The organism is Mesorhizobium qingshengii (assembly GCF_027563465.1).
In the GTDB taxonomy this organism is placed as follows: Bacteria; Pseudomonadota; Alphaproteobacteria; order Rhizobiales; family Rhizobiaceae; genus Mesorhizobium; species Mesorhizobium qingshengii_A.
The window spans coordinates 281523-298438 of record NZ_JAPFQA010000003.1; the positions used below are offsets into that span (position 1 = coordinate 281523).

Below are 16916 nucleotides of genomic sequence, written 5' to 3' on the forward strand. Positions count from 1 at the left end.
CTCGCAAGGTCAACCCATCACTGTGATGTGATCGGCAACCCTGGCCTGATCGGCGTGGCAGACTTCGCCCGAGAGCCTGGCGACCGCGCCCGGCGTGATCTCGTGCGACAGCAGCCGGTCGAGATCGACGGGGCGTGGCATCGAAATCTGGCCGCGCGGGATCCTCTTGAAGCCGAGCGGTCCGTAATAGGGCTCGTCGCCAACCAGCATGACGGCGGGCGCGCCGGCCTTGGCGGCCGCTTCCAGCGAGATCGCTACCAGCCGGCGGCCGATGCCGAGGTTCTTGAAGGCCGGCCGCACCGCAAGCGGCCCGAGCATCAGGGCGCGGCCGGCGCCGGCGGCAATGCGGGTCATGCGCACCGAAGCGACGACGGTATCGCCATCGACGGCGACAAAGGACAGCGACCGCTGGTGCCCTCCAGCCTCGCGGATCTTGTAGGCGGCCAGCACGAAACGGCCGGGCCCGAAGGCCTCGTCATTGATGGCTTCGATCTGGAGGTCATGCGCCGGGGTTTCCGGCAGGTATTTCACGTCGGCAAGGCTCATGGTCTTTGCGTTCCGGTAGAGGAGGAAAGGTTTGCTGCAAACGGCAGCATTCGCCAGTCAGCGCTTCATCAAGCGCGGGCGCCCTTTCGTCGTCGGTCAAACCGGATCAAGGCAAAGTCGAACATGCGGATTGTCCGCTAGCATCAATTTCCCGCGGCTGCAATCGGAGGCTTCTTGGGCCACGCCATCGCTTGACGGTCTGTTCAGCGTCAGGCGATTTCCGCGCAGCCGCCTGGTGTCCTACATGGAAGGCAAGCAGGAAAGGAACATGCGATGGGATTGCTGGTCGACGGCAAATGGCAGGACCGCTGGTACGACACCAAGGACAGCGGCGGCAAGTTCGTGCGGGCGCGATCGCATTGGCGCGACTGGATCACCCGCGACGGAGCGCCAGCCGAAGGCCGCAGCCGCGGCTTCAAGGCAGAGCCCGGCCGCTATCACCTCTATGTCTCGCTTGCTTGTCCGTGGGCGCACCGGACGCTGATCTTTCGGGCGCTGAAGAAGCTCGAAGGCATCATATCGGTGTCGGTGGTGCATCATTTCATGGGTGCCAACGGCTGGACGTTCCTGGCCGAGGACGGCGCCACCGGCGACACGCTCTACGGCCTCGACTTCCTGCACCAGATCTATACCAGGGCCGATCCGGCCTATTCGGGCCGGGTAACGGTGCCGGTGCTGTGGGACAAAAAGGAGCAGACCATCGTCTCCAACGAATCCTCCGAGATCATCCGCATGCTGAATTCAGCCTTCGATGAATGGGGGGACGCCAGCCTCGATTTCTATCCGCAGGCGCTGCGCGGCGAGATCGATGCGATCAACGCGCTGGTCTATCCCTCCGTCAACAACGGCGTCTATCGCGCAGGCTTCGCAACCACGCAAGGCGCCTATGAGGAAGCATTCGGTGAGCTGTTCTCGGCGCTCGACACGCTGGAGGACCGCCTCTCGGGACAACGCTATCTGGTCGGCGATCGTATCACCGAGGCCGACTGGCGGCTGTTCACCACGCTGGTGCGCTTCGACCCGGTCTATGTCGGTCACTTCAAATGCAATCTGCGCCGCATCGCCGACTATCCGAACCTGTCGAACTATCTGCGCGATCTCTATCAGGTGCCTGGTGTCGCCGAGACGGTGAACCTGCATCACATCAAGGCGCATTATTACGGCAGCCACGAGACGATCAATCCGACGCGGATCGTGCCGGTTGGCCCTGAACTCGATTATGCCGAACCGCATGACCGGGCGCGGTTCCGCAAAGAGGCGGCCTGATCTACCAGTAAGGCGATGCGGGCTCGCCGCCAAAAATCTCGGCGATCCGGCGTAGCGTTGCCGGCGTCGTGTCTTCCGGCAGGCGGTCGAGCGGGAAGAAGCCTGCCTCGGCGATCTCGTGATCCGGCAGCTTCGGCGCGGTCTGGCTGAAGTGCTCGATCAGGTAGAGGCCGACATGGTCGCGGCGGCTGGAGCGGCGGTTGAAATGCATCGACCTCAGTACCGGCGGGGCGTTCAGCGCGATGTTGCCTTCCTCGGCAAGTTCGCGCGTCAGCGCCTCGGCGAGCGTCTCGCCGACCTCGACCCCGCCACCGGGAAGTTGCCAGCCCGGAACATAGGTATGGCGAATGAGGAAGACCGAATTGGATGCCTTGTCCTGAACGAGGCCGCGCACGCCAAGCGTCATCGGTCGCCGCAGCACGAAATAGACATGGAACAGCCTTGCCCTGAGCCCTGCCCAGCCAGTCTGGCGGAAAGCGTCTCGCGAGCCTGTCGTCATCAGTAGAGAAACCGTGGGTGGAAAGCGGGAAGCGCGTCGCATATGAAAGACGGATGTTCAGGCTCGCGCATATTTCCGATGTCCATCTGGGGCCGCTTCCCGATGTAACCTATCGCGATCTCGCCTCCAAGCGCGTGATCGGTTACGTCAACTGGCAGCGCAATCGCCGCCGCCACATGCATGACGCCGTCATCGACACGATCGTCGCCGACATCAAGGCGAGGAGCCCCGATCACCTCGCCGTCACCGGCGACCTGGTCAATCTGGCGCTCGACGCCGAAATCGAAATGGCCAGGCACTGGCTGGAGACGCTGGGATCGCCACATGACGTTTCGGTCGTTCCGGGAAACCACGACGCCTATGTTCCCGGAGCCTTCGACAAGGTCTGCCGGTCATGGGCGGCGTGGATGAGCGGCGACGGCATCAACACGCCGGTCGATCGCAACGCCTTCCCCTATCTGCGCGAGCGCGGCGAGGTCGCACTGATCGGCGTCTCGACGGCGCGCGCCACCGCGCCGTTCATGGCCAACGGTTTCTTCATGGAAGGGCAGGCGGGGCGGCTCGGCAAGATTCTCGACGCGACGGGCCGGCAAGGGCTGTTTCGCGTGATCATGATCCATCATCCGCCGGTGCGCGGCGCGGTCTCGCAGCAAAAGCGGCTGTTCGGCATTGCCCGGTTCCACAAGATCATTCGCCGCCATGGCGCCGAGCTCGTCCTGCACGGCCATTCGCACCTGCCGTCGCTGTTCTTCATCGGTACCCGGGGCACCCGGGTTCCGGTGGTCGGCGTCGCCGCCGCCGGCCAGGCGCCGGGCGGCAAGCACCCGGCGGCGCAGTACAATCTGTTCGACATCGACGGCGAAAAGGGCAATTGGCGGATCCGGCTGACCCGGCGTGGCCTGACCGGGCCAGCAATACCGCCTTCCGATCTGCAGACGCTGGAGCTGGGTGCCGCAGCTGCTACGGCCGTAAGCTGAGGACCATGGCCACGATGCGGTCCCAGAACAAGGCGACCGACACCGCCAGCCCGACCAGTGCGCCAGCGGCGATCAGGCCAAGGCCGGACAGGAACGCCGACCAGCCCGCGCTGCGCGTCGTCGACCGCAGTGGGGGCTCGGCTTCCCGAACGTCGGCGCGTTTCAGGCCGGCGACAGCCGGCTCGACGCCACCTTCCATCATTCTCTGACGCTCGACGACACGCTCGGCGACGTAGCGCGTCACGGAATCGGCAACGGGCCTCATGTCGGTCGATTCGGCAAGCACCACACGGCCGATGCGGGTGTCCCTGAGGAAGCGATAGGTGCGGCGGTCGCGTCCCATCGCGACATGGCTGACGGCGTCGATCCACAGCCGCGGCTGCAAGCCGGACGAGACGACGAAGTCGAAATTGTCCATGTCGGCGGGAACATCGGCAAAAACCGGCGCCAGTTCCGCGGCAAGCAGCTCGAGGCGCATGCGATGGGCTTCGCGCATATCGACGACGACGTCGTCACGGTCGGCAAAGGCATTCTTCACGTCACGGATGGCGTCGGACAGTTTTTTCGACGGATCGTTTATCTTCTCGCCTGCTTCCTTCATTGGCGTTTGCCTCGCGGGTTTGGTTAACACGGAGTTAACACAGCCGCCGGCAAAATGCACTGGCGAGATCGGCGGGATCGAGGCGTTCCGGAAGGGATCGCGCCCGACAGAGTCAGCTGGCCGCGGCGGCGAACTTCAGGCGATGCGGCCTGGCGCGGCGGTTGGTGTTGCGGCGAATGATCTCGGCGACGAGAGCGGGGGCTTCCTCGATCAGCATATGGCCGGCCTCCAGCACGTGATGCACGTGAAAATGCGCCGGCAAGCCATCCGCCTGGGTAAAGGGCAGCACCGTGTCATCGGTTCCCCACACCACCATCACCGGCATGTTCAGCCCTTCCAGGCGGTCGCGCGGGATGACGCCTTGCCGATCGTCCGCGGTCATGGCGGCCGCGATCTCGACAAGCTTCGGCGACTGGCCGGAACGCTTGCGCATGTCGCAAAGCACGTCGACGATGCGCTCCGAAGGCGGACTGCGGGGGCCGGACATGGCGGCAAGGCAAGCCTGGATCTCGGCTTTGTCGGCAGCGCCGGCATAGCGGCGCAACAGCGGGCCGTTGATCTCGGGGCCAAAGCCGCCCGGAGCCAGAAGCGTCAGCGAGGCCACTTTTCCAGGCTCGGCCAACGCCATCAGCGTTGCCACCGCACCGCCCATCGAGTGGCCGACGAGATGAACGCGCTTCAGCCCACGCGCCGACAGATCGGCGAGAATGGCCTTTGCCGCCACCTTGGCTGGGCCGGCCGCGGGAAAATCGAGCGATAGCCCGTGCCCCGGCAGATCATAGGCCAGCGTGCGCGCGGAAGGCGCCAGCGAGGAGATCACCTCGCGCCAGACATCGTGGCAGCCGCCGAAACCATGCAGCAGGACGATGGCCTTCGAGCCAACACCCTGTTCGGCGGCATAAAGCGATGAGGTCATGAAAGCTAAAGGCTTTTGATCTATTTATTATTGCAGGACGCGCGACATCGAATGTGGCTGAATTGCTCCTTGTCCAGGGCGATAGCCAGTAAAATCTTCGCGATTGACAGCGGTTGCCGACAGAAACCCCGGAGCCGATCGACATTCGGCGATCGGAGTGCATCGTATTCCTTCTTGGCGTGGTGCGTCATGCCACGATCCGTGCATGTCGTTCGTGCTAGCTGGCGTTGCCGAGCCCGGCGGCGCGCAAGGCATCGACCAGCCGATCGGTCAGATCGGCCGGGTATTTCCTGTCGACGAAAGTTGAGCGCGGATTGGCGGCGAATTTCGGAAACTTGGCGGTCAGTTCATCGAGCAGCTTGCGCACCTGCGCGTCCTGGCCAGCGATCTTGGCGCCGATCAGCCGGGCGGCCAGATAATGCGACTTGGTCGCGGTCGTTCTCAACGCGTTGCTGGCAATGGTGGCCTTGCTCATGTCGCCAAGCATGAATTCGCCGGCGAAAAGCCCGAAATCCCACCATGTCGGGTGCCCGCTGGAGGTGTCCACGGCATGGGCGAGGATCGGCGTTCCCTCGGCATATCGGCCGGCGAAAATCAGCCCATAGCCATAGGCGGCGGCCATGGCGAGATCATAGGGGTTGAGATCATAGGCCTTCCGCATCCAGCGGAGCGCTTCGTCGGCATTGCCGATGCGTGAATTGATGTAGCCGTAGGAGCGATGCGCGTAAGGGCTGGTCGGTCCCATCTGCACGGCGCGATGGGCAAGTTCCACGGCTTTCTCGACCGTCGCATCCGGTGGATAGGCGTAGTGATCGTTAACCGCCTCGAGATGCAGCGAGGCAAGCTCAGAATAGACCAGTGACGATTTCGCCCCGTTGCCGGCAAGGGCCTCGAGGCAGCGATATGCGGCCTCATGGGTCTTGCCGTTCTGGTCGAGATAATACTTGTCGTTGAGCAGCAAGCACTGCGTCAGGCCGGTCTGAATGCCGCTTTGCTCGATGTAGCTGTAGATCGTGCCGGAAGCGGGAACGGCCGAAGTCAAGATGCCGGCAATATGGTCCTCGACGGCGGCCGGCGCGCTGTCGGCGGCAGTCAGGTTGCGCGACAAAAGCACCCGTCCTGTTGCCATGCTCTGCAGTTCGATCGTGATATCGCCGGCGTTAGGGCCAGGCAGGATGTCGAATATGAAGCTCGTGGCATCATTGGCCGGATCGGGTCCGTTGGCGGCGTCGCGACCGATGAAGTCGATCGTATCGAAGCTGCTCAGGCCGGCGCGCAGCGACGCGGCGACCCGGCTGGCATCGGCGCCATCGGCCTTGACGGCGATGTAGACGAGCGGCAGGGCCTCAGCCATTGGCAATGGGGCGATGCTGCTGGTTGCGCCGGCCGTCTCGATCGTTGCCGACACGTCGCCGCCCGCCAGCAAGGCCGTGCTGCCCTGACGGAGGATCAGAACGCCCAGCATGGCGATGACCAGGGCGATCGCCATCCAGAAAAAGCGGAGATGGCGCACCACCGAGGGGGTGGGCGAGGGCACGGCAGCCAGCAATGGCGCGGCGGGAACAGTGTCGCCGGTGTCAGTGGGTCGTTCGGCCGGGGCCGCCGCCTCTGCTTGCCCGGCAGGCTGCAGGGTTTCCGGCAGGCGGATCGCATTGAGCTCATAGGCTGGAACATAACCGCCGCGTGGAATGGCGATGCGGACGGGCTCGGCGACGCCTTCGTTGGCGAAATAGTGTTGCAGCAGGTCGCGCAACCTGCCCGCCTGTACCCGGACCACGGCATCGGTCGACGGATCGAAATCGCCGTCCTTGCCGAAGACGTCCATGGCGATGGAGAAGCCCTTCAGCCTGTCGGCTTCCCCTGCCTGCTCGCGCTCGACAAGATAGCGAAGCAGTTTACGCGCGCGCTCGGATCTCCCGAACGTTTCGCTGGCAAGCAGTCGCTCCAGTGTCTCGCGCACTGCGGGGGCGGCAGGCGTCGCATGCTGCAAGTGTCGATCCTCTCGACGTCGGCACAGGTTGAGGTGCGATCATATCGTTCCCGCACCACCACACAAGTATACACCCATTATGCGATCACGTACCCCACCGGATAATTCAGCGGTGGTTAATGATGCGAAGGATCGGAACCGATCACCAGATGGGGATGGTCCCGACCTTCGTTCTGGTCGTGCGTCAACCGGCCCTTTTGCCGACAATACGGTTGGCGGCGGACATCACCGCTTCCAGCGAAGCGGCAACGATGTTGGTGTTGATGCCAGCGCCGAACAGCTTGCCATCAGGATATTCCATCTCGACATAGGAGATGGCCGAGGCGTTCGAGCCGCGCTGCATCGAGTGCTCGGAATAGTCGAGAACCGACATCTCGACGCCGAGATGGCGCGACAGCGCATCGACGAAGCCGTCGATCGGACCGGTGCCGGTGCCTGATATCGTCACTTCCTTGCCGTTGTCGAGGATGGTCGCCTCGACCACGCGCCGGCCCTTGACCACGGTGTCCGGATAGGTGTGGTGGTCGAGGAATTTCAGCCGCGCGCCCGGCTGGTCGACATAGGTCTCGAGAAAGCGCTCGTAGATGCGCCTGGCCGGCACTTCCTTGCCCTCGGCATCGGTGATCGCCTGGATTTCCTGGCTGAATTCGATCTGCAGGTTGCGCGGCAGGTTGAGGCCGTAATCGGCCTGCAACACATAGGCGATGCCGCCTTTGCCCGACTGCGAGTTGATGCGGATGATCGCTTCGTAGCTGCGGCCGACATCGGCCGGATCGATCGGCAGATAAGGCACTTCCCACAGGCTCTTGTTGGCCTTTTTCAGCGCCTTCATACCCTTGTTGATGGCATCCTGGTGCGAGCCGGAAAAGGCCGTGTAGACGAGCTCGCCGACATAGGGGTGGCGCTCGGGGATCTTCAACTGGTTCGAATATTCGTAGACGTCCTTCATCCGGTTGATGTCGGAGCAGTCGATCCCCGGGTCGACACCTTGCGTATACATGTTGAGCGCCAGCGTGACGATGTCGACATTGCCGGTGCGCTCGCCATTGCCGAACAGGGTGCCTTCGACGCGGTCGGCGCCGGCCATCAGGCCGAGCTCGGTGGTGGCGACGCCGGTGCCGCGGTCATTGTGCGGATGCAGCGAGATCAGCAGGTTCTCGCGGTTGTCGAGGTTGCGGCACATCCATTCGATGCGGTCGGCATAGATGTTGGGCGTCGACATCTCGACCGTCGACGGCAGATTGATGATCAGCTTGTTGTCGGGCGTCGGCCTGACGATCTCGGTGACGGCGTTGCAGATCTCCAGCGCCACTTCGAGTTCGGTGCCGGTAAAGCTTTCCGGCGAATACTCGAAGCGAAAGCCGCCGCCAGCCTTGGCCGCCATGTCGGTGATCATCTTGGCGGCGTCGGTGGCGATGCGCTTGATGCCGCCGATGTCTTTTTCGAAGACGACGCGGCGCTGCAATTCGCTGGTCGAATTGTAGAAATGGACGATCGGGTTGGTAGCGCCCTTGAGTGCTTCGAAAGTGCGGGTGATCAGTTCCGGCCGGCACTGCACCAGCACTTGCAGCGAGACATCGGCCGACACGTTGCCCTCCTCGATGCACCAACGGGCAAAATCGAAATCGGTCTGCGATGCGGACGGGAAACCGATCTCGATCTCCTTGAAGCCCATGTCGAGCAGCAGCGCGAACATGCGCGCCTTGCGATCGTGGCCCATCGGATCGATCAGCGCCTGGTTGCCGTCGCGCAGGTCGACGGAGCACCAGATCGGCGCCTTGTCGATGACCTTCGAGGGCCATGTACGGTCGGTGAGGCCAACGGTTGGATAGGGTTGATATTTGCGGGCCGCATCAGGCATGCCCCGGGCTGCGTGCTGCATGCCCTGGGCTGCGTGCTTGCTGCCGGCGACAGCGTTGGGGCGGATTTCTTCTCGTGCGTTCATCGTCGTTTCTCCCGGCGGCTCACGGGTCCACCCTCGGGCGGATTGATGGCGAGCTGCGCCTTTACCAGATTTTCGTTCGCTTGATGTGACTTGCCAATTGTTATGACTGGCCAAGGAGCATGTGCCTGCGCGGCGGTTCGACCGCCGGGCGCTCCTTCAGCGAACCCGGCGATCGCCGATAAGGCCGAGAAGAAGCAGGGTGGAAGCCAGCGCGCGCACGGTCTCGCCGGAAAAACCGGTCGGACGGGAAGCGTTGGCGGCGCGCGTGTTCATGGCGGCTCTCATACAGGAGCGGTTCGTGAGAGGCAAGTGGGACCGCATGGCGGGCCAGTGTTTGTCGAGTAATGTACCCACGCGAGTGCTCTTCCCCGCGCGCTGCAAATGCGCCAGACTTGGACATCGAGGGGGCCGCGATGTCCTGTCGTCGGGAGGGGTCATCCATGAATTTCGTGTTCTTCTCGCCGCATTTTCCCGCCAACGGCGCCGATTTCTGCGATCGGCTGAAGAAGGCCGGGGCCACGGTGCTCGGCATCGGCGACGCACCCTACGACGCGCTGGACGGCAAGCTGAAGGCGGCGCTTTCGGAATACTACCGTGTCGCCGACCTGGAGGACTACGATCCGGTGTTCCGGGCGATGGGTCATTTCATCCACAAATGGGGCCGCATCGACCGTTTTGAATCGCTCAACGAGCATTGGCTGGAACTGGAAGCCAACATCCGCACCGACTTCAACATCTATGGCACCAAACTCGATTTCGTGAAGAATTTGAAGCGCAAAAGTCGCATGCGCGCCTTCTTCCGCAAGAGCGGGGTGGACACCATCGCGCAGCGAAAATGCTCCGACCGAACCGGGGCCATGACCTTCATCCGCCGCGTCGGCTATCCGGTGGTGGTCAAGCCCGACACCGGCTCCGGCGCCTCGAACACCTTCAAGATCTCCAACGCCAGGGAACTCGACCAGTTCTTCAGGGACAAGCCCGAGGACGTAACCTTCGTCATGGAACAGTTCATCGAGGGGCTGGTGGTGACGTTCGACGGGCTGGTCAACCGCGACGGCGAGGTGGTGCTGGCCGCCAGCCACCGCTACGACCAGAGCGTCATGGAGGTGGTCAACAAGGACCGCCACATGAGCTACACCTGTTTTCCCAGGATCAGCCCGGCGGTCGAGGAGGCAGGCCGCAAGATCCTGAAGGCATTCGACGTGCGCGAGCGCTTCTTCCACATCGAGCTGTTCGAGACCCGGGACGACCGCGTCATCGCGCTGGAGGTCAACATGCGACCGCCCGGCGCCTGGATGACCGATGCGATCAACTACACGTTCGACATCGACGTCTATGCGGCCTGGGCCGACATGGTGGTCAAGGACGCCGCCGGTGGCCCCTATGAGGGCAAGTATTTCACCGCTTACGCCAGCCGCAAGCGTCACCTTCACTATTTGCACAGCCATGAGGACGTGCTAGCGGCGCACCGCGACAAGATCGTCCATCATCAGGCCATTGAAGAGGTTTTCAGCCGCGCCATGGGAAATTACGCCTACCAGATGCGCTCGAAGGACCCAGCGGCGCTGCGCGAGGCGGTCGCCTACATCCACGCGGAAAAGGCGTGAGGCGATGGATATATCCTATCACAGGAATTTCTCGGGCAATCTCGGCCGCGACATGGAATACAAGCGCTATGGCCATGCCGGGCGGCCGGTGGTGGTGTTCCCGACCTCGCAAGGACGGTTCTACCAGTTCGAGGATTCGGGCGGGGTGGGCGCGCTGGCCGAGTTCATCGACACCGGCCGCATCCAGCTGTTCACGGTCGACGGCATCGATTCGGAATCCTTCTTCGACAAGCATGCCGATGCCGCGCATCGCATCGCCCGTCACGAGGCCTATTTCCGCTATGTGCGCGAGGAGGCACTGCCGGAGTTCCTGTCCATGGCCGCGCAAGCCAATGGCGGGCGCAAGCTGAAGCCGCTGTTCTCAGGCTGTTCGATGGGCGCCTACCACTCGTCGAACTTCGTTTTCCGCTTTCCGGAACTGGCCAGCGGCGTCATCGCGCTGTCGGGCGTCTATTCGGCCCGCGACTTCTTCGGCAAGGCGCTGGACGGCGACATCTTCTACAATTCGCCTCTCGACTATCTGCCCGGCATCGTCGACCAGAAGCTGCTTGGCCGCCTGAAGGCGCTGCGGCTGATCTTCTGCTGCGGGCAAGGCGCGTGGGAAGAGCGGATGCTGGTCGAGACGCGCAAGCTGGAACAGATCCTGCGCGACAAATCCATTCCCGCCTGGGTCGACTATTGGGGCGGCGACGTCAGTCATGACTGGCCGTGGTGGCACAAGCAACTGGTCTATTTCTTCGGCCGCTGGCTGGATGATGATCTGATGCATCGTCTTGACTGATGACCACGCCAGAACCCATACGCCGCTTTGTCGAGGCCACCAATGAAGGCGATACCGAAGCTTTTCTTGGCGCCTTTGCCGACAACGCGGTTTTGAGCGACTGGGGACGATCGTTCCAGGGCCGCGAGCAGATTGCCCGCTGGAACCAGTCGGACAATATCGGCGTGAAGTCGCATCTTCGCATCGTCCGCATCACGGCGGCTGAAGGCAGCTACCGCGTCCACATCGCCGTCACAGGGGACGGCTTCAACGGCGAGGGCGACATGACCTTCACGCTGGACGGCGATCGCATAGCGAGCCTCGTCATCACCTGACATTACCCTTCCTGGCATGCCGGCAAAGGTGCGGCCTCGCGTTCCGGTGCCGACCCGCGACGCAGGTCAAGGAAGACGACTATAGCGGGGCAGCCGGCCCAGGACCGGCCGGCATTCATGGAGACCGGCCCTTCACTCCCTGACACTTCTCGCCACCAGCCGCGCCACGCTCGGGCCGACCAGCAGCACGATCAGGAAGCGCGCCGATTGCAATGCCATGACGAAGGAGATGTCGACGCGTCGCGCGGCGGCGGCGATGATGGCGATGCTGTCCATGCCGCCGGGGCTGGTCGCCAGATAGGCGGTCAGCGGATCGATGCCGAGCAGATGGCTGATCACGAAGGCGAGGCCGCCGCAAAAGGCGATCAAGGCCACGATCGAGGCGATGATCTGCGGCAAGGCGCGCGCCGCATGGCGCAGGATCGCTCGGGTGAAATTCAGGCCGATCGACCAGCCGACCAAGGCATAGCTGACGGCCAGCAGCCATGGCGGCAACTGCATTTCCACGCCAAGGCCGAGATGGATGATGGAGCCGAGGATGAAGGTGCCGAGGAAGAAGGGTGAGGGCAGCCTGAGCAGTTTTCCCGACAGGCCGCCGACAAGCGCAATGCCGATGGTGGCGGCGAAGGCTTGCGGCTCGATCGGCGGAAACCAGATGATGGCGGGGATTTCAACGCCCGACGTGTCGACCCACATCTTGGCAATGAGAGCCGCGGACATCGAGACGAAGATAACGCGCAGATATTGCATGAAGGCGACGAGCCGCTGGTCGGCCCCGAAGGCGCCGGCCATCAGCACCATGGCGGTGGAGGCACCTGGCGACGAGCCCCAGACGGCGGTGGTGCCGGGCAGGACGCGCCAGCGGCTGATCAGCCAGCCGAGCAGGCTGGAGGCTGTGACGGTGGCAATCACCACACCGAGAAACAGCGGCCATTCCCGATAGAAAACGGGAAAGATGCCAGCCGAGATCGAAGCGGCGACGAGGCAGCCGACGACCGCCTGGGCGGCGCCGAACAGAAGGCGCGGCACGCGCACCGTGGCGCCATTGGTGCCGGCGACGATCGCCGCCAGCATCGGTCCAATCAGCAGCGCCGCCGGCAGCGCGGCGAGTTCCAGCGCACCGGCAAACAGCGTCGAAACGATCAGCAGGGCCAGCCATTGCCAGAGCTTGTGCAGGCGCGTCATGCGCTCGACAGCGGACTGGTCTTGGGGCTGCTCGGCCGAGGAATCCATGTTTTGGTCTTAGCCTCGAAGCGGGACGATGCGAACCCCGCCGAGCCGAAAAAGGATGCCCGCCTTGGAGCGGTTCATCGTTTCGCGAAAACGCAGAACCGCTCCATCTCTTTGCCTGGACGCAATTCTCAAGGGCAAGCGCTGTGCGCTTTTCCCGGGAGAACCGTTTCACACTCTTCCTTGAGTTGCTCTTTGCCTGAGCATGATCTTTTCCGAAAACCGTTTTCCACTTTTCGGGATCATGCTCTAGCCGGTCTTGCCGTCGGCCAGCCCGAAGCCGCCGACAGGGTGGGTTTCGACCTGGAATTCAAAGCCGGCGATGAACGGCCGCGCCTTGGCGATCGCCGCCTGGACTTCGGGAAGCTGCAGCGAGGCCTTGTGGCTTTCGGCGTCGGTCCACACTTCGGTGACCCAGATCGCATCGGCATCGGCGGGGTCGCGGGCGATGATATAGCTCAGGCAACCCGGCAGGGCACCGGTGCTGGCGCGCAGGACGTCCATGACCGCGTCACGCTGGCCGCGCGCCGCCCGCATCTTGCCGATCAGTCCGTACATTCCATTGTCTCCCTTCAAGGTTTCGACAAGAACACGCAGATCGCCAGTATGCAGGCCGCCGCTCACGGCATCAACTGGCCGCCATTCACCTCGATCACCTGGCCGGTGATGTAGCCGCTCAGAAGATCGGAAGAGAGGAACAGATAGGCGCCGACGCAATCCTGCGCGGTGCCGGCGCGCCCCTGGGGAATGGTGGCGACCATGCCCTTCATCTGCTCGTCGGTCGAATAGCGCTCGTGGAAGGGGGTGAGGATCGTGCCGGGCGCCACGGCGTTGACGCGGATGCCGAAGCCGATCAGTTCCTTGGCCATGCCGCGCGTCACATTGGAGACGAAGGCCTTGGCCGAGCCGTAAAGGCCGGCGCCGCCGCCGGCGCCGTTGCGCGCGGCGATCGACGAGGTGTTGACGATGAAGCCGCCCTGTTTCTTCAGCCATGGGATCGCCTTGCGCGAGGCCGTCAGCACCGAGCGCGCATTGAGGTCCATCACCGCGTCGTAATGCGCTTCGGTCTGCTCGGCATAGGGCACGCGGCCAAGCATGCCGCCGGCGTTGTTGACCAGCCCATCGAGGCGGCCGAAATGCCGCGCGCTGTCCTCGACGACGCGTTCGACATCGGCGGGAACGGAAAAGTCACCCTGGACGAGGAATACCTCGCCGCCCTTGTCGGCAATCGTCTTGCCGAGCTTTTCGGCGGCTTCGCGGCTGGAATTGTAGTGCAGCGCCACCCTGGATTTCTGCTCGGCATAGGCCAGCGCGAGTGCCGCCCCGATGCCGGTCGACGCACCGGTGACCAGCACTGCCTTGCCGGCAAGATCGGGGATGCTGAGGGTGGTGGTGGCTGGCACTGCTGTTCCTCCGGGATGGTTGCCGTCCTTCGTAGGCCCTTGCCCCCCAGATGTTCAAGCCTCAGGGGCGCAGATAGGCGTAGCCCTGGCCTTGCAGTTCGGCGAGCTTGACGACGCCGCCCTTGTCGGCGGCATGGAAACCGGCGAGCAAGTCGGCGAGCGAAATGTCCATGCCTTGCATGGTGTTGGCGCAGGCCCGCGGCTCGAGCCCCTGCCGCACCAGGCCGGCGAAGCGGCCGGAGACCGCGGCCGATATGCCTTTCGACTTGAAGGCGGCAAGGGCTGGACCATGCACGACCAGCACGATTTCGACATTGCCGCCGGTGCCGTCATAGTGGTTCTTGATGTTGCCGAGCACGAAATTGACCTTGTCGAGATCGCTAAGGTGGTAGGCGACCTTCTGCCTGGCGGGCTCCGCGGCCGCCGCCTGCACCACGCGCAGGCCGAAAAACGCTCCGGTTCCGGCAAGAACCGCACGGAACATATCGCGCCGGCGCATCGCATCCTCCTCCGCTTGGCGGCCACCGCAAATTGCGTGGCTGCGGCCGCAATACTAGCATAAAATGACGCAGCGTCCTGTCGATGCGAGGAGAGGTTACATGGCGTCAAGGGGATGGGCGTTTCCGGAATGGAAGACAGTTGTCCGCGCCGGATTTGGCGCCGCGCTGCTTGCTGTGCTTGCCGGCCCGGCCTTGGCCGATGATGCGCTCAAGCTCACCGAACTCAGCCCGAACGGCGCAGATGCCTGTTTCGGCCGTGTCTATGATGCCGCCCACCTGAAGGCACATCCGCGCCAGAAGGTGGCGCGCATCTTCTTCTACTACGGCCATGATCCGGTCAGCCGTCCGAACGAGGAACCGGCCCCCTCCGGCACGTCCTACAATGCCTTTGTCACCACCACCGTGCGCGGCGCCAAGACGCCGGAATGGGCCGGGGGCTGGTGCAACCATGAGTCCGAGGACGGCAAGACCGGTCCCATCCATTGCGGCATGGAATGCGACCGCACGCTTGCGTCACTGAAGGTCGACGACAAGGGACGGCTGACGCTCTCGGATCTGCAGCCCGATATCTATCTCGATGCCGGTTCGGAAGAGGAACTCGGCACGGCCGAATATGACAGGCAGGCGCTGGGCAAGGAGGACGATAATTTCCGCCTCGACCCGATGCCGGCCGCGACCTGCAAGGCGGAGTTCGCGCGCATCGATCCGGTCGATCCGGCGCTCGGGCCCCCGCTGCGCGAACGGTTGAAGCCCGACCAGGCGTTCTGCTACGGCCGCGACTATGACGCGGCGCATCTCAGCTCGCATCCCAACCAGCTGACGCAATCGATCCGGGTTTTCCGCGGGCCGGTGGAACTGGCGTCCTTCGCTTCGGGCGGCGATGCCTCCAACTGGCCCAACGGCGCCGATATCGCCATCTCCGTCACCACGCGGCAGAAGTCGGGCAAGGTCACGCAGACCTATTCCTGCCAGGGCGAGGCCGACCAGTGGCGCTGCGCGGCAAGTTCGAAGATGAGCGATTTCTCCTGCGACATCGAGCAGAAGGAGATCTTCCTCAAGCGCGGCGCCAACGGCACGATGATGCTGGCCAATCCCAACAGCAGCCTGGCGATCGTCGATCTGTGTTCGAAGGCCGCCGACGGCAAGACGAAATCCGACGACAAGGTCTACCGGCTGCAGCCGATGCCGCAATCGGCCTGCGCGCCGTGAGGCCTGCCGATATTCAGGTGATGCCGGCCTGCGAACGGCGGCTTCCTGCGCTTCCCCGTTCTACTGCGTCGCAGTAGAACTGTGCTCACGTACTTCCAAGTACGCTCCGCTCCGGTTCTCGGATGCCACCATTCTCGGCTCGGCCTGACCTGAATCTCGACAGCCCTCAGGCTAGCGCAAGACTATGCGAAGGGCACGGCCGTCGTGCCTTTCGGCAGCTTGGCCTCGTCGTCGGGCTCGACATGGATGGTGACGCGTACCGAGGGGATATCGGCCTTCAGCGCATCCTCGATGCGGTCGCAGATGACATGGCTGGCGCCGACCGTCATGTCGGCATCGACGACCAGATGGAACTCGATGAAGGTGGCGCGGCCGGCGATGCGCGTCTTCAGGTCGTGCACCTCGAGGGCGCCCTTGCAATTGGCCGAGATGACGTCGCGGATGCGCATGTGCGCCTGCGTGTCGACGGCGCGGTCCATCAGGCCGTTCATCGACGAGCCGATCACGTGCCAACCCTGCCACAGGATGTTCAGCGCCACGATGACGGCGAGTGCCGGATCGAGGATCTGCCAGCCGGTCAATATCGCCCCGACCAGACCGCCGAAGACGCCGATCGAGGTGACGACGTCGGTCATGATGTGATTGCCGTCGGCGACCAGCGCCGGCGATTTCTCCGCCCTGCCGGCGCGGATCAGCGTCCAGGCCCAGAAGGCGTTGATGGCGGTGGCGACGCCGTTGACGGCAAGACCCTTCCACGGCTGTTCGAGCGGCACGGGCGTCTGCCAGGAGCGCCAGACCTCGTTGAGGATCAGCAACGCGGCGAGCACGATCAGCACGCCTTCCAAAACCGCCGAAAAGTATTCCGCCTTGTGGTGGCCGAAGGGGTGATCCTGGTCGGCCGGCTTGTGGCTGACCTGGATCGCCCAGAAGGCGGCGACCGAGGCAATGACGTTGACGATCGATTCCAGCGCGTCCGAATAGAGCGCGACTGAGCCGGTGACGTACCAGGCGGCAAGCTTCAGGCCGAGCACGACAAAGGCGACCACGATCGACCAGAAGGCAAGGTTGGCGACCTTGCGCTTCGCTGCGGCCTTGGCCGCTATCGCCATCGTGCTTTCGGTTTCGGCCATCG

17 protein-coding genes are annotated in these 16916 nt (G+C 63.6%); 6 read left to right on the forward strand and 11 right to left on the reverse strand.

Features of this window, described 5'->3' with window-relative positions; translation table 11 throughout:
- Window positions 1-9: 9 nt before the first annotated feature.
- Window positions 10-546, reverse strand: a complete 537-nt coding sequence (locus OOJ09_RS10325) for a GNAT family N-acetyltransferase (RefSeq protein ID WP_269905116.1) — start codon at window positions 544-546, stop codon at window positions 10-12.
- Between the two features lie 273 nt (window positions 547-819).
- Here OOJ09_RS10325 and OOJ09_RS10330 point away from each other — a divergent pair, with 273 nt between their 5' ends.
- Window positions 820-1812, forward strand: coding sequence for a glutathione S-transferase family protein (locus tag OOJ09_RS10330; protein ID WP_269905117.1), 993 nt, complete (start codon window positions 820-822; stop codon window positions 1810-1812).
- Window position 1813: 1 nt separating this feature from the next.
- Here the strand turns inward: OOJ09_RS10330 and OOJ09_RS10335 are convergent, their stop codons facing one another.
- On the reverse strand, window positions 1814-2311 hold the full coding sequence (locus tag OOJ09_RS10335; RefSeq protein ID WP_269905118.1) for an NUDIX domain-containing protein: 498 nt from the start codon (window positions 2309-2311) through the stop codon (window positions 1814-1816).
- 53 nt (window positions 2312-2364) lie between these two features.
- On the opposite strand from OOJ09_RS10335, the gene OOJ09_RS10340 reads away from it, so the two are divergent.
- Window positions 2365-3288, forward strand: coding sequence for a metallophosphoesterase family protein (locus OOJ09_RS10340; protein ID WP_269905119.1), 924 nt, complete (start codon window positions 2365-2367; stop codon window positions 3286-3288).
- On the opposite strand, the gene OOJ09_RS10345 is transcribed toward OOJ09_RS10340, so the two are convergent.
- From OOJ09_RS10345 to leuA, 4 genes are all read right to left on the reverse strand, one after another.
- Window positions 3272-3889 (reverse strand): hypothetical protein, encoded by a 618-nt coding sequence (locus tag OOJ09_RS10345; protein WP_269905120.1) that lies wholly within the window; start codon window positions 3887-3889, stop codon window positions 3272-3274. The genes OOJ09_RS10340 and OOJ09_RS10345 overlap by 17 nt on opposite strands.
- A 112-nt stretch (window positions 3890-4001) precedes the next feature.
- Entirely contained in the window at window positions 4002-4805 is an 804-nt protein-coding gene (locus tag OOJ09_RS10350) for an alpha/beta fold hydrolase (RefSeq protein WP_269905121.1), read from the reverse strand.
- Window positions 4806-5022: 217 nt separating this feature from the next.
- Window positions 5023-6795, reverse strand: coding sequence for a tetratricopeptide repeat protein (locus OOJ09_RS10355; protein WP_269905122.1), 1773 nt, complete (start codon window positions 6793-6795; stop codon window positions 5023-5025).
- Window positions 6796-6979: 184 nt separating this feature from the next.
- Window positions 6980-8656, reverse strand: coding sequence for a 2-isopropylmalate synthase (gene leuA, locus OOJ09_RS10360; protein ID WP_269905283.1), 1677 nt, complete (start codon window positions 8654-8656; stop codon window positions 6980-6982).
- A 524-nt stretch (window positions 8657-9180) separates the two neighbouring features.
- Here leuA and OOJ09_RS10365 point away from each other — a divergent pair.
- Genes OOJ09_RS10365 through OOJ09_RS10375 form a run of 3 tightly spaced genes read left to right on the forward strand, consistent with a single transcriptional unit; the run spans window position 9181 to window position 11442 of the window.
- On the forward strand, window positions 9181-10347 hold the full coding sequence (locus OOJ09_RS10365) for an ATP-grasp domain-containing protein (RefSeq protein WP_269905123.1): 1167 nt from the start codon (window positions 9181-9183) through the stop codon (window positions 10345-10347).
- Window positions 10348-10351: 4 nt separating this feature from the next.
- Window positions 10352-11128 carry an esterase family protein gene (locus tag OOJ09_RS10370; RefSeq protein WP_269905124.1) on the forward strand — a complete coding sequence of 259 codons (777 nt, stop codon included), beginning with the start codon at window positions 10352-10354 and terminating at the stop codon, window positions 11126-11128.
- Window positions 11128-11442: a nuclear transport factor 2 family protein gene (locus tag OOJ09_RS10375; RefSeq protein ID WP_269905125.1), complete on the forward strand. Its 315-nt coding sequence runs from the start codon at window positions 11128-11130 to the stop codon at window positions 11440-11442. Before OOJ09_RS10370 ends, OOJ09_RS10375 begins: the two co-directional genes overlap by 1 nt.
- A gap of 132 nt (window positions 11443-11574) precedes the next feature.
- On the opposite strand, the gene OOJ09_RS10380 is transcribed toward OOJ09_RS10375, so the two are convergent.
- The 4 genes from OOJ09_RS10380 to OOJ09_RS10395 form a co-directional block, all read right to left on the reverse strand.
- Entirely contained in the window at window positions 11575-12675 is a 1101-nt protein-coding gene (locus OOJ09_RS10380) for an AbrB family transcriptional regulator (protein WP_269905126.1), read from the reverse strand.
- A gap of 246 nt (window positions 12676-12921) precedes the next feature.
- Complete coding sequence (locus OOJ09_RS10385) at window positions 12922-13230, reverse strand: putative quinol monooxygenase (protein WP_127414722.1); 309 nt, start codon at window positions 13228-13230, stop codon at window positions 12922-12924.
- A 62-nt stretch (window positions 13231-13292) separates the two neighbouring features.
- Window positions 13293-14075 (reverse strand): SDR family NAD(P)-dependent oxidoreductase, encoded by a 783-nt coding sequence (locus OOJ09_RS10390; RefSeq protein ID WP_269905127.1) that lies wholly within the window; start codon window positions 14073-14075, stop codon window positions 13293-13295.
- A gap of 61 nt (window positions 14076-14136) precedes the next feature.
- Window positions 14137-14574, reverse strand: coding sequence for a DsrE family protein (locus tag OOJ09_RS10395; RefSeq protein WP_269905128.1), 438 nt, complete (start codon window positions 14572-14574; stop codon window positions 14137-14139).
- Between the two features lie 100 nt (window positions 14575-14674).
- Here OOJ09_RS10395 and OOJ09_RS10400 point away from each other — a divergent pair, with 100 nt between their 5' ends.
- On the forward strand, window positions 14675-15784 hold the full coding sequence (locus OOJ09_RS10400) for a hypothetical protein (RefSeq protein ID WP_269905129.1): 1110 nt from the start codon (window positions 14675-14677) through the stop codon (window positions 15782-15784).
- 182 nt (window positions 15785-15966) lie between these two features.
- Here OOJ09_RS10400 and OOJ09_RS10405 read toward each other — a convergent pair whose 3' ends face one another.
- On the reverse strand, window positions 15967-16914 hold the full coding sequence (locus OOJ09_RS10405) for a cation diffusion facilitator family transporter (protein WP_269905130.1): 948 nt from the start codon (window positions 16912-16914) through the stop codon (window positions 15967-15969).
- Window positions 16915-16916 lie beyond the last annotated feature (2 nt).

Excerpts from the sequence above, each read along its gene's own strand:
- OOJ09_RS10395 (WP_269905128.1), bottom strand. The coding sequence starts at position 14,574 with ATGCGCCGGCGCGATATGTTCCGTGCGGTTCTTGCCGGAACCGGAGCG.
- OOJ09_RS10330 (WP_269905117.1), top strand. The coding sequence starts at position 820 with ATGGGATTGCTGGTCGACGGCAAATGGCAGGACCGCTGGTACGACACC.
- OOJ09_RS10405 (WP_269905130.1), bottom strand. The coding sequence starts at position 16,914 with ATGGCCGAAACCGAAAGCACGATGGCGATAGCGGCCAAGGCCGCAGCG.
- OOJ09_RS10375 (WP_269905125.1), top strand. The coding sequence starts at position 11,128 with ATGACCACGCCAGAACCCATACGCCGCTTTGTCGAGGCCACCAATGAA.
- OOJ09_RS10350 (WP_269905121.1), bottom strand. The coding sequence starts at position 4,805 with ATGACCTCATCGCTTTATGCCGCCGAACAGGGTGTTGGCTCGAAGGCC.
- leuA (WP_269905283.1), bottom strand. The coding sequence starts at position 8,656 with ATGCCTGATGCGGCCCGCAAATATCAACCCTATCCAACCGTTGGCCTC.
- OOJ09_RS10400 (WP_269905129.1), top strand. The coding sequence starts at position 14,675 with ATGGCGTCAAGGGGATGGGCGTTTCCGGAATGGAAGACAGTTGTCCGC.
- OOJ09_RS10345 (WP_269905120.1), bottom strand. The coding sequence starts at position 3,889 with ATGAAGGAAGCAGGCGAGAAGATAAACGATCCGTCGAAAAAACTGTCC.
- OOJ09_RS10325 (WP_269905116.1), bottom strand. The coding sequence starts at position 546 with ATGAGCCTTGCCGACGTGAAATACCTGCCGGAAACCCCGGCGCATGAC.
- OOJ09_RS10385 (WP_127414722.1), bottom strand. The coding sequence starts at position 13,230 with ATGTACGGACTGATCGGCAAGATGCGGGCGGCGCGCGGCCAGCGTGAC.
- OOJ09_RS10365 (WP_269905123.1), top strand. The coding sequence starts at position 9,181 with ATGAATTTCGTGTTCTTCTCGCCGCATTTTCCCGCCAACGGCGCCGAT.
- OOJ09_RS10380 (WP_269905126.1), bottom strand. The coding sequence starts at position 12,675 with ATGGATTCCTCGGCCGAGCAGCCCCAAGACCAGTCCGCTGTCGAGCGC.
- OOJ09_RS10370 (WP_269905124.1), top strand. The coding sequence starts at position 10,352 with ATGGATATATCCTATCACAGGAATTTCTCGGGCAATCTCGGCCGCGAC.
- OOJ09_RS10335 (WP_269905118.1), bottom strand. The coding sequence starts at position 2,311 with ATGACGACAGGCTCGCGAGACGCTTTCCGCCAGACTGGCTGGGCAGGG.
- OOJ09_RS10340 (WP_269905119.1), top strand. The coding sequence starts at position 2,365 with ATGTTCAGGCTCGCGCATATTTCCGATGTCCATCTGGGGCCGCTTCCC.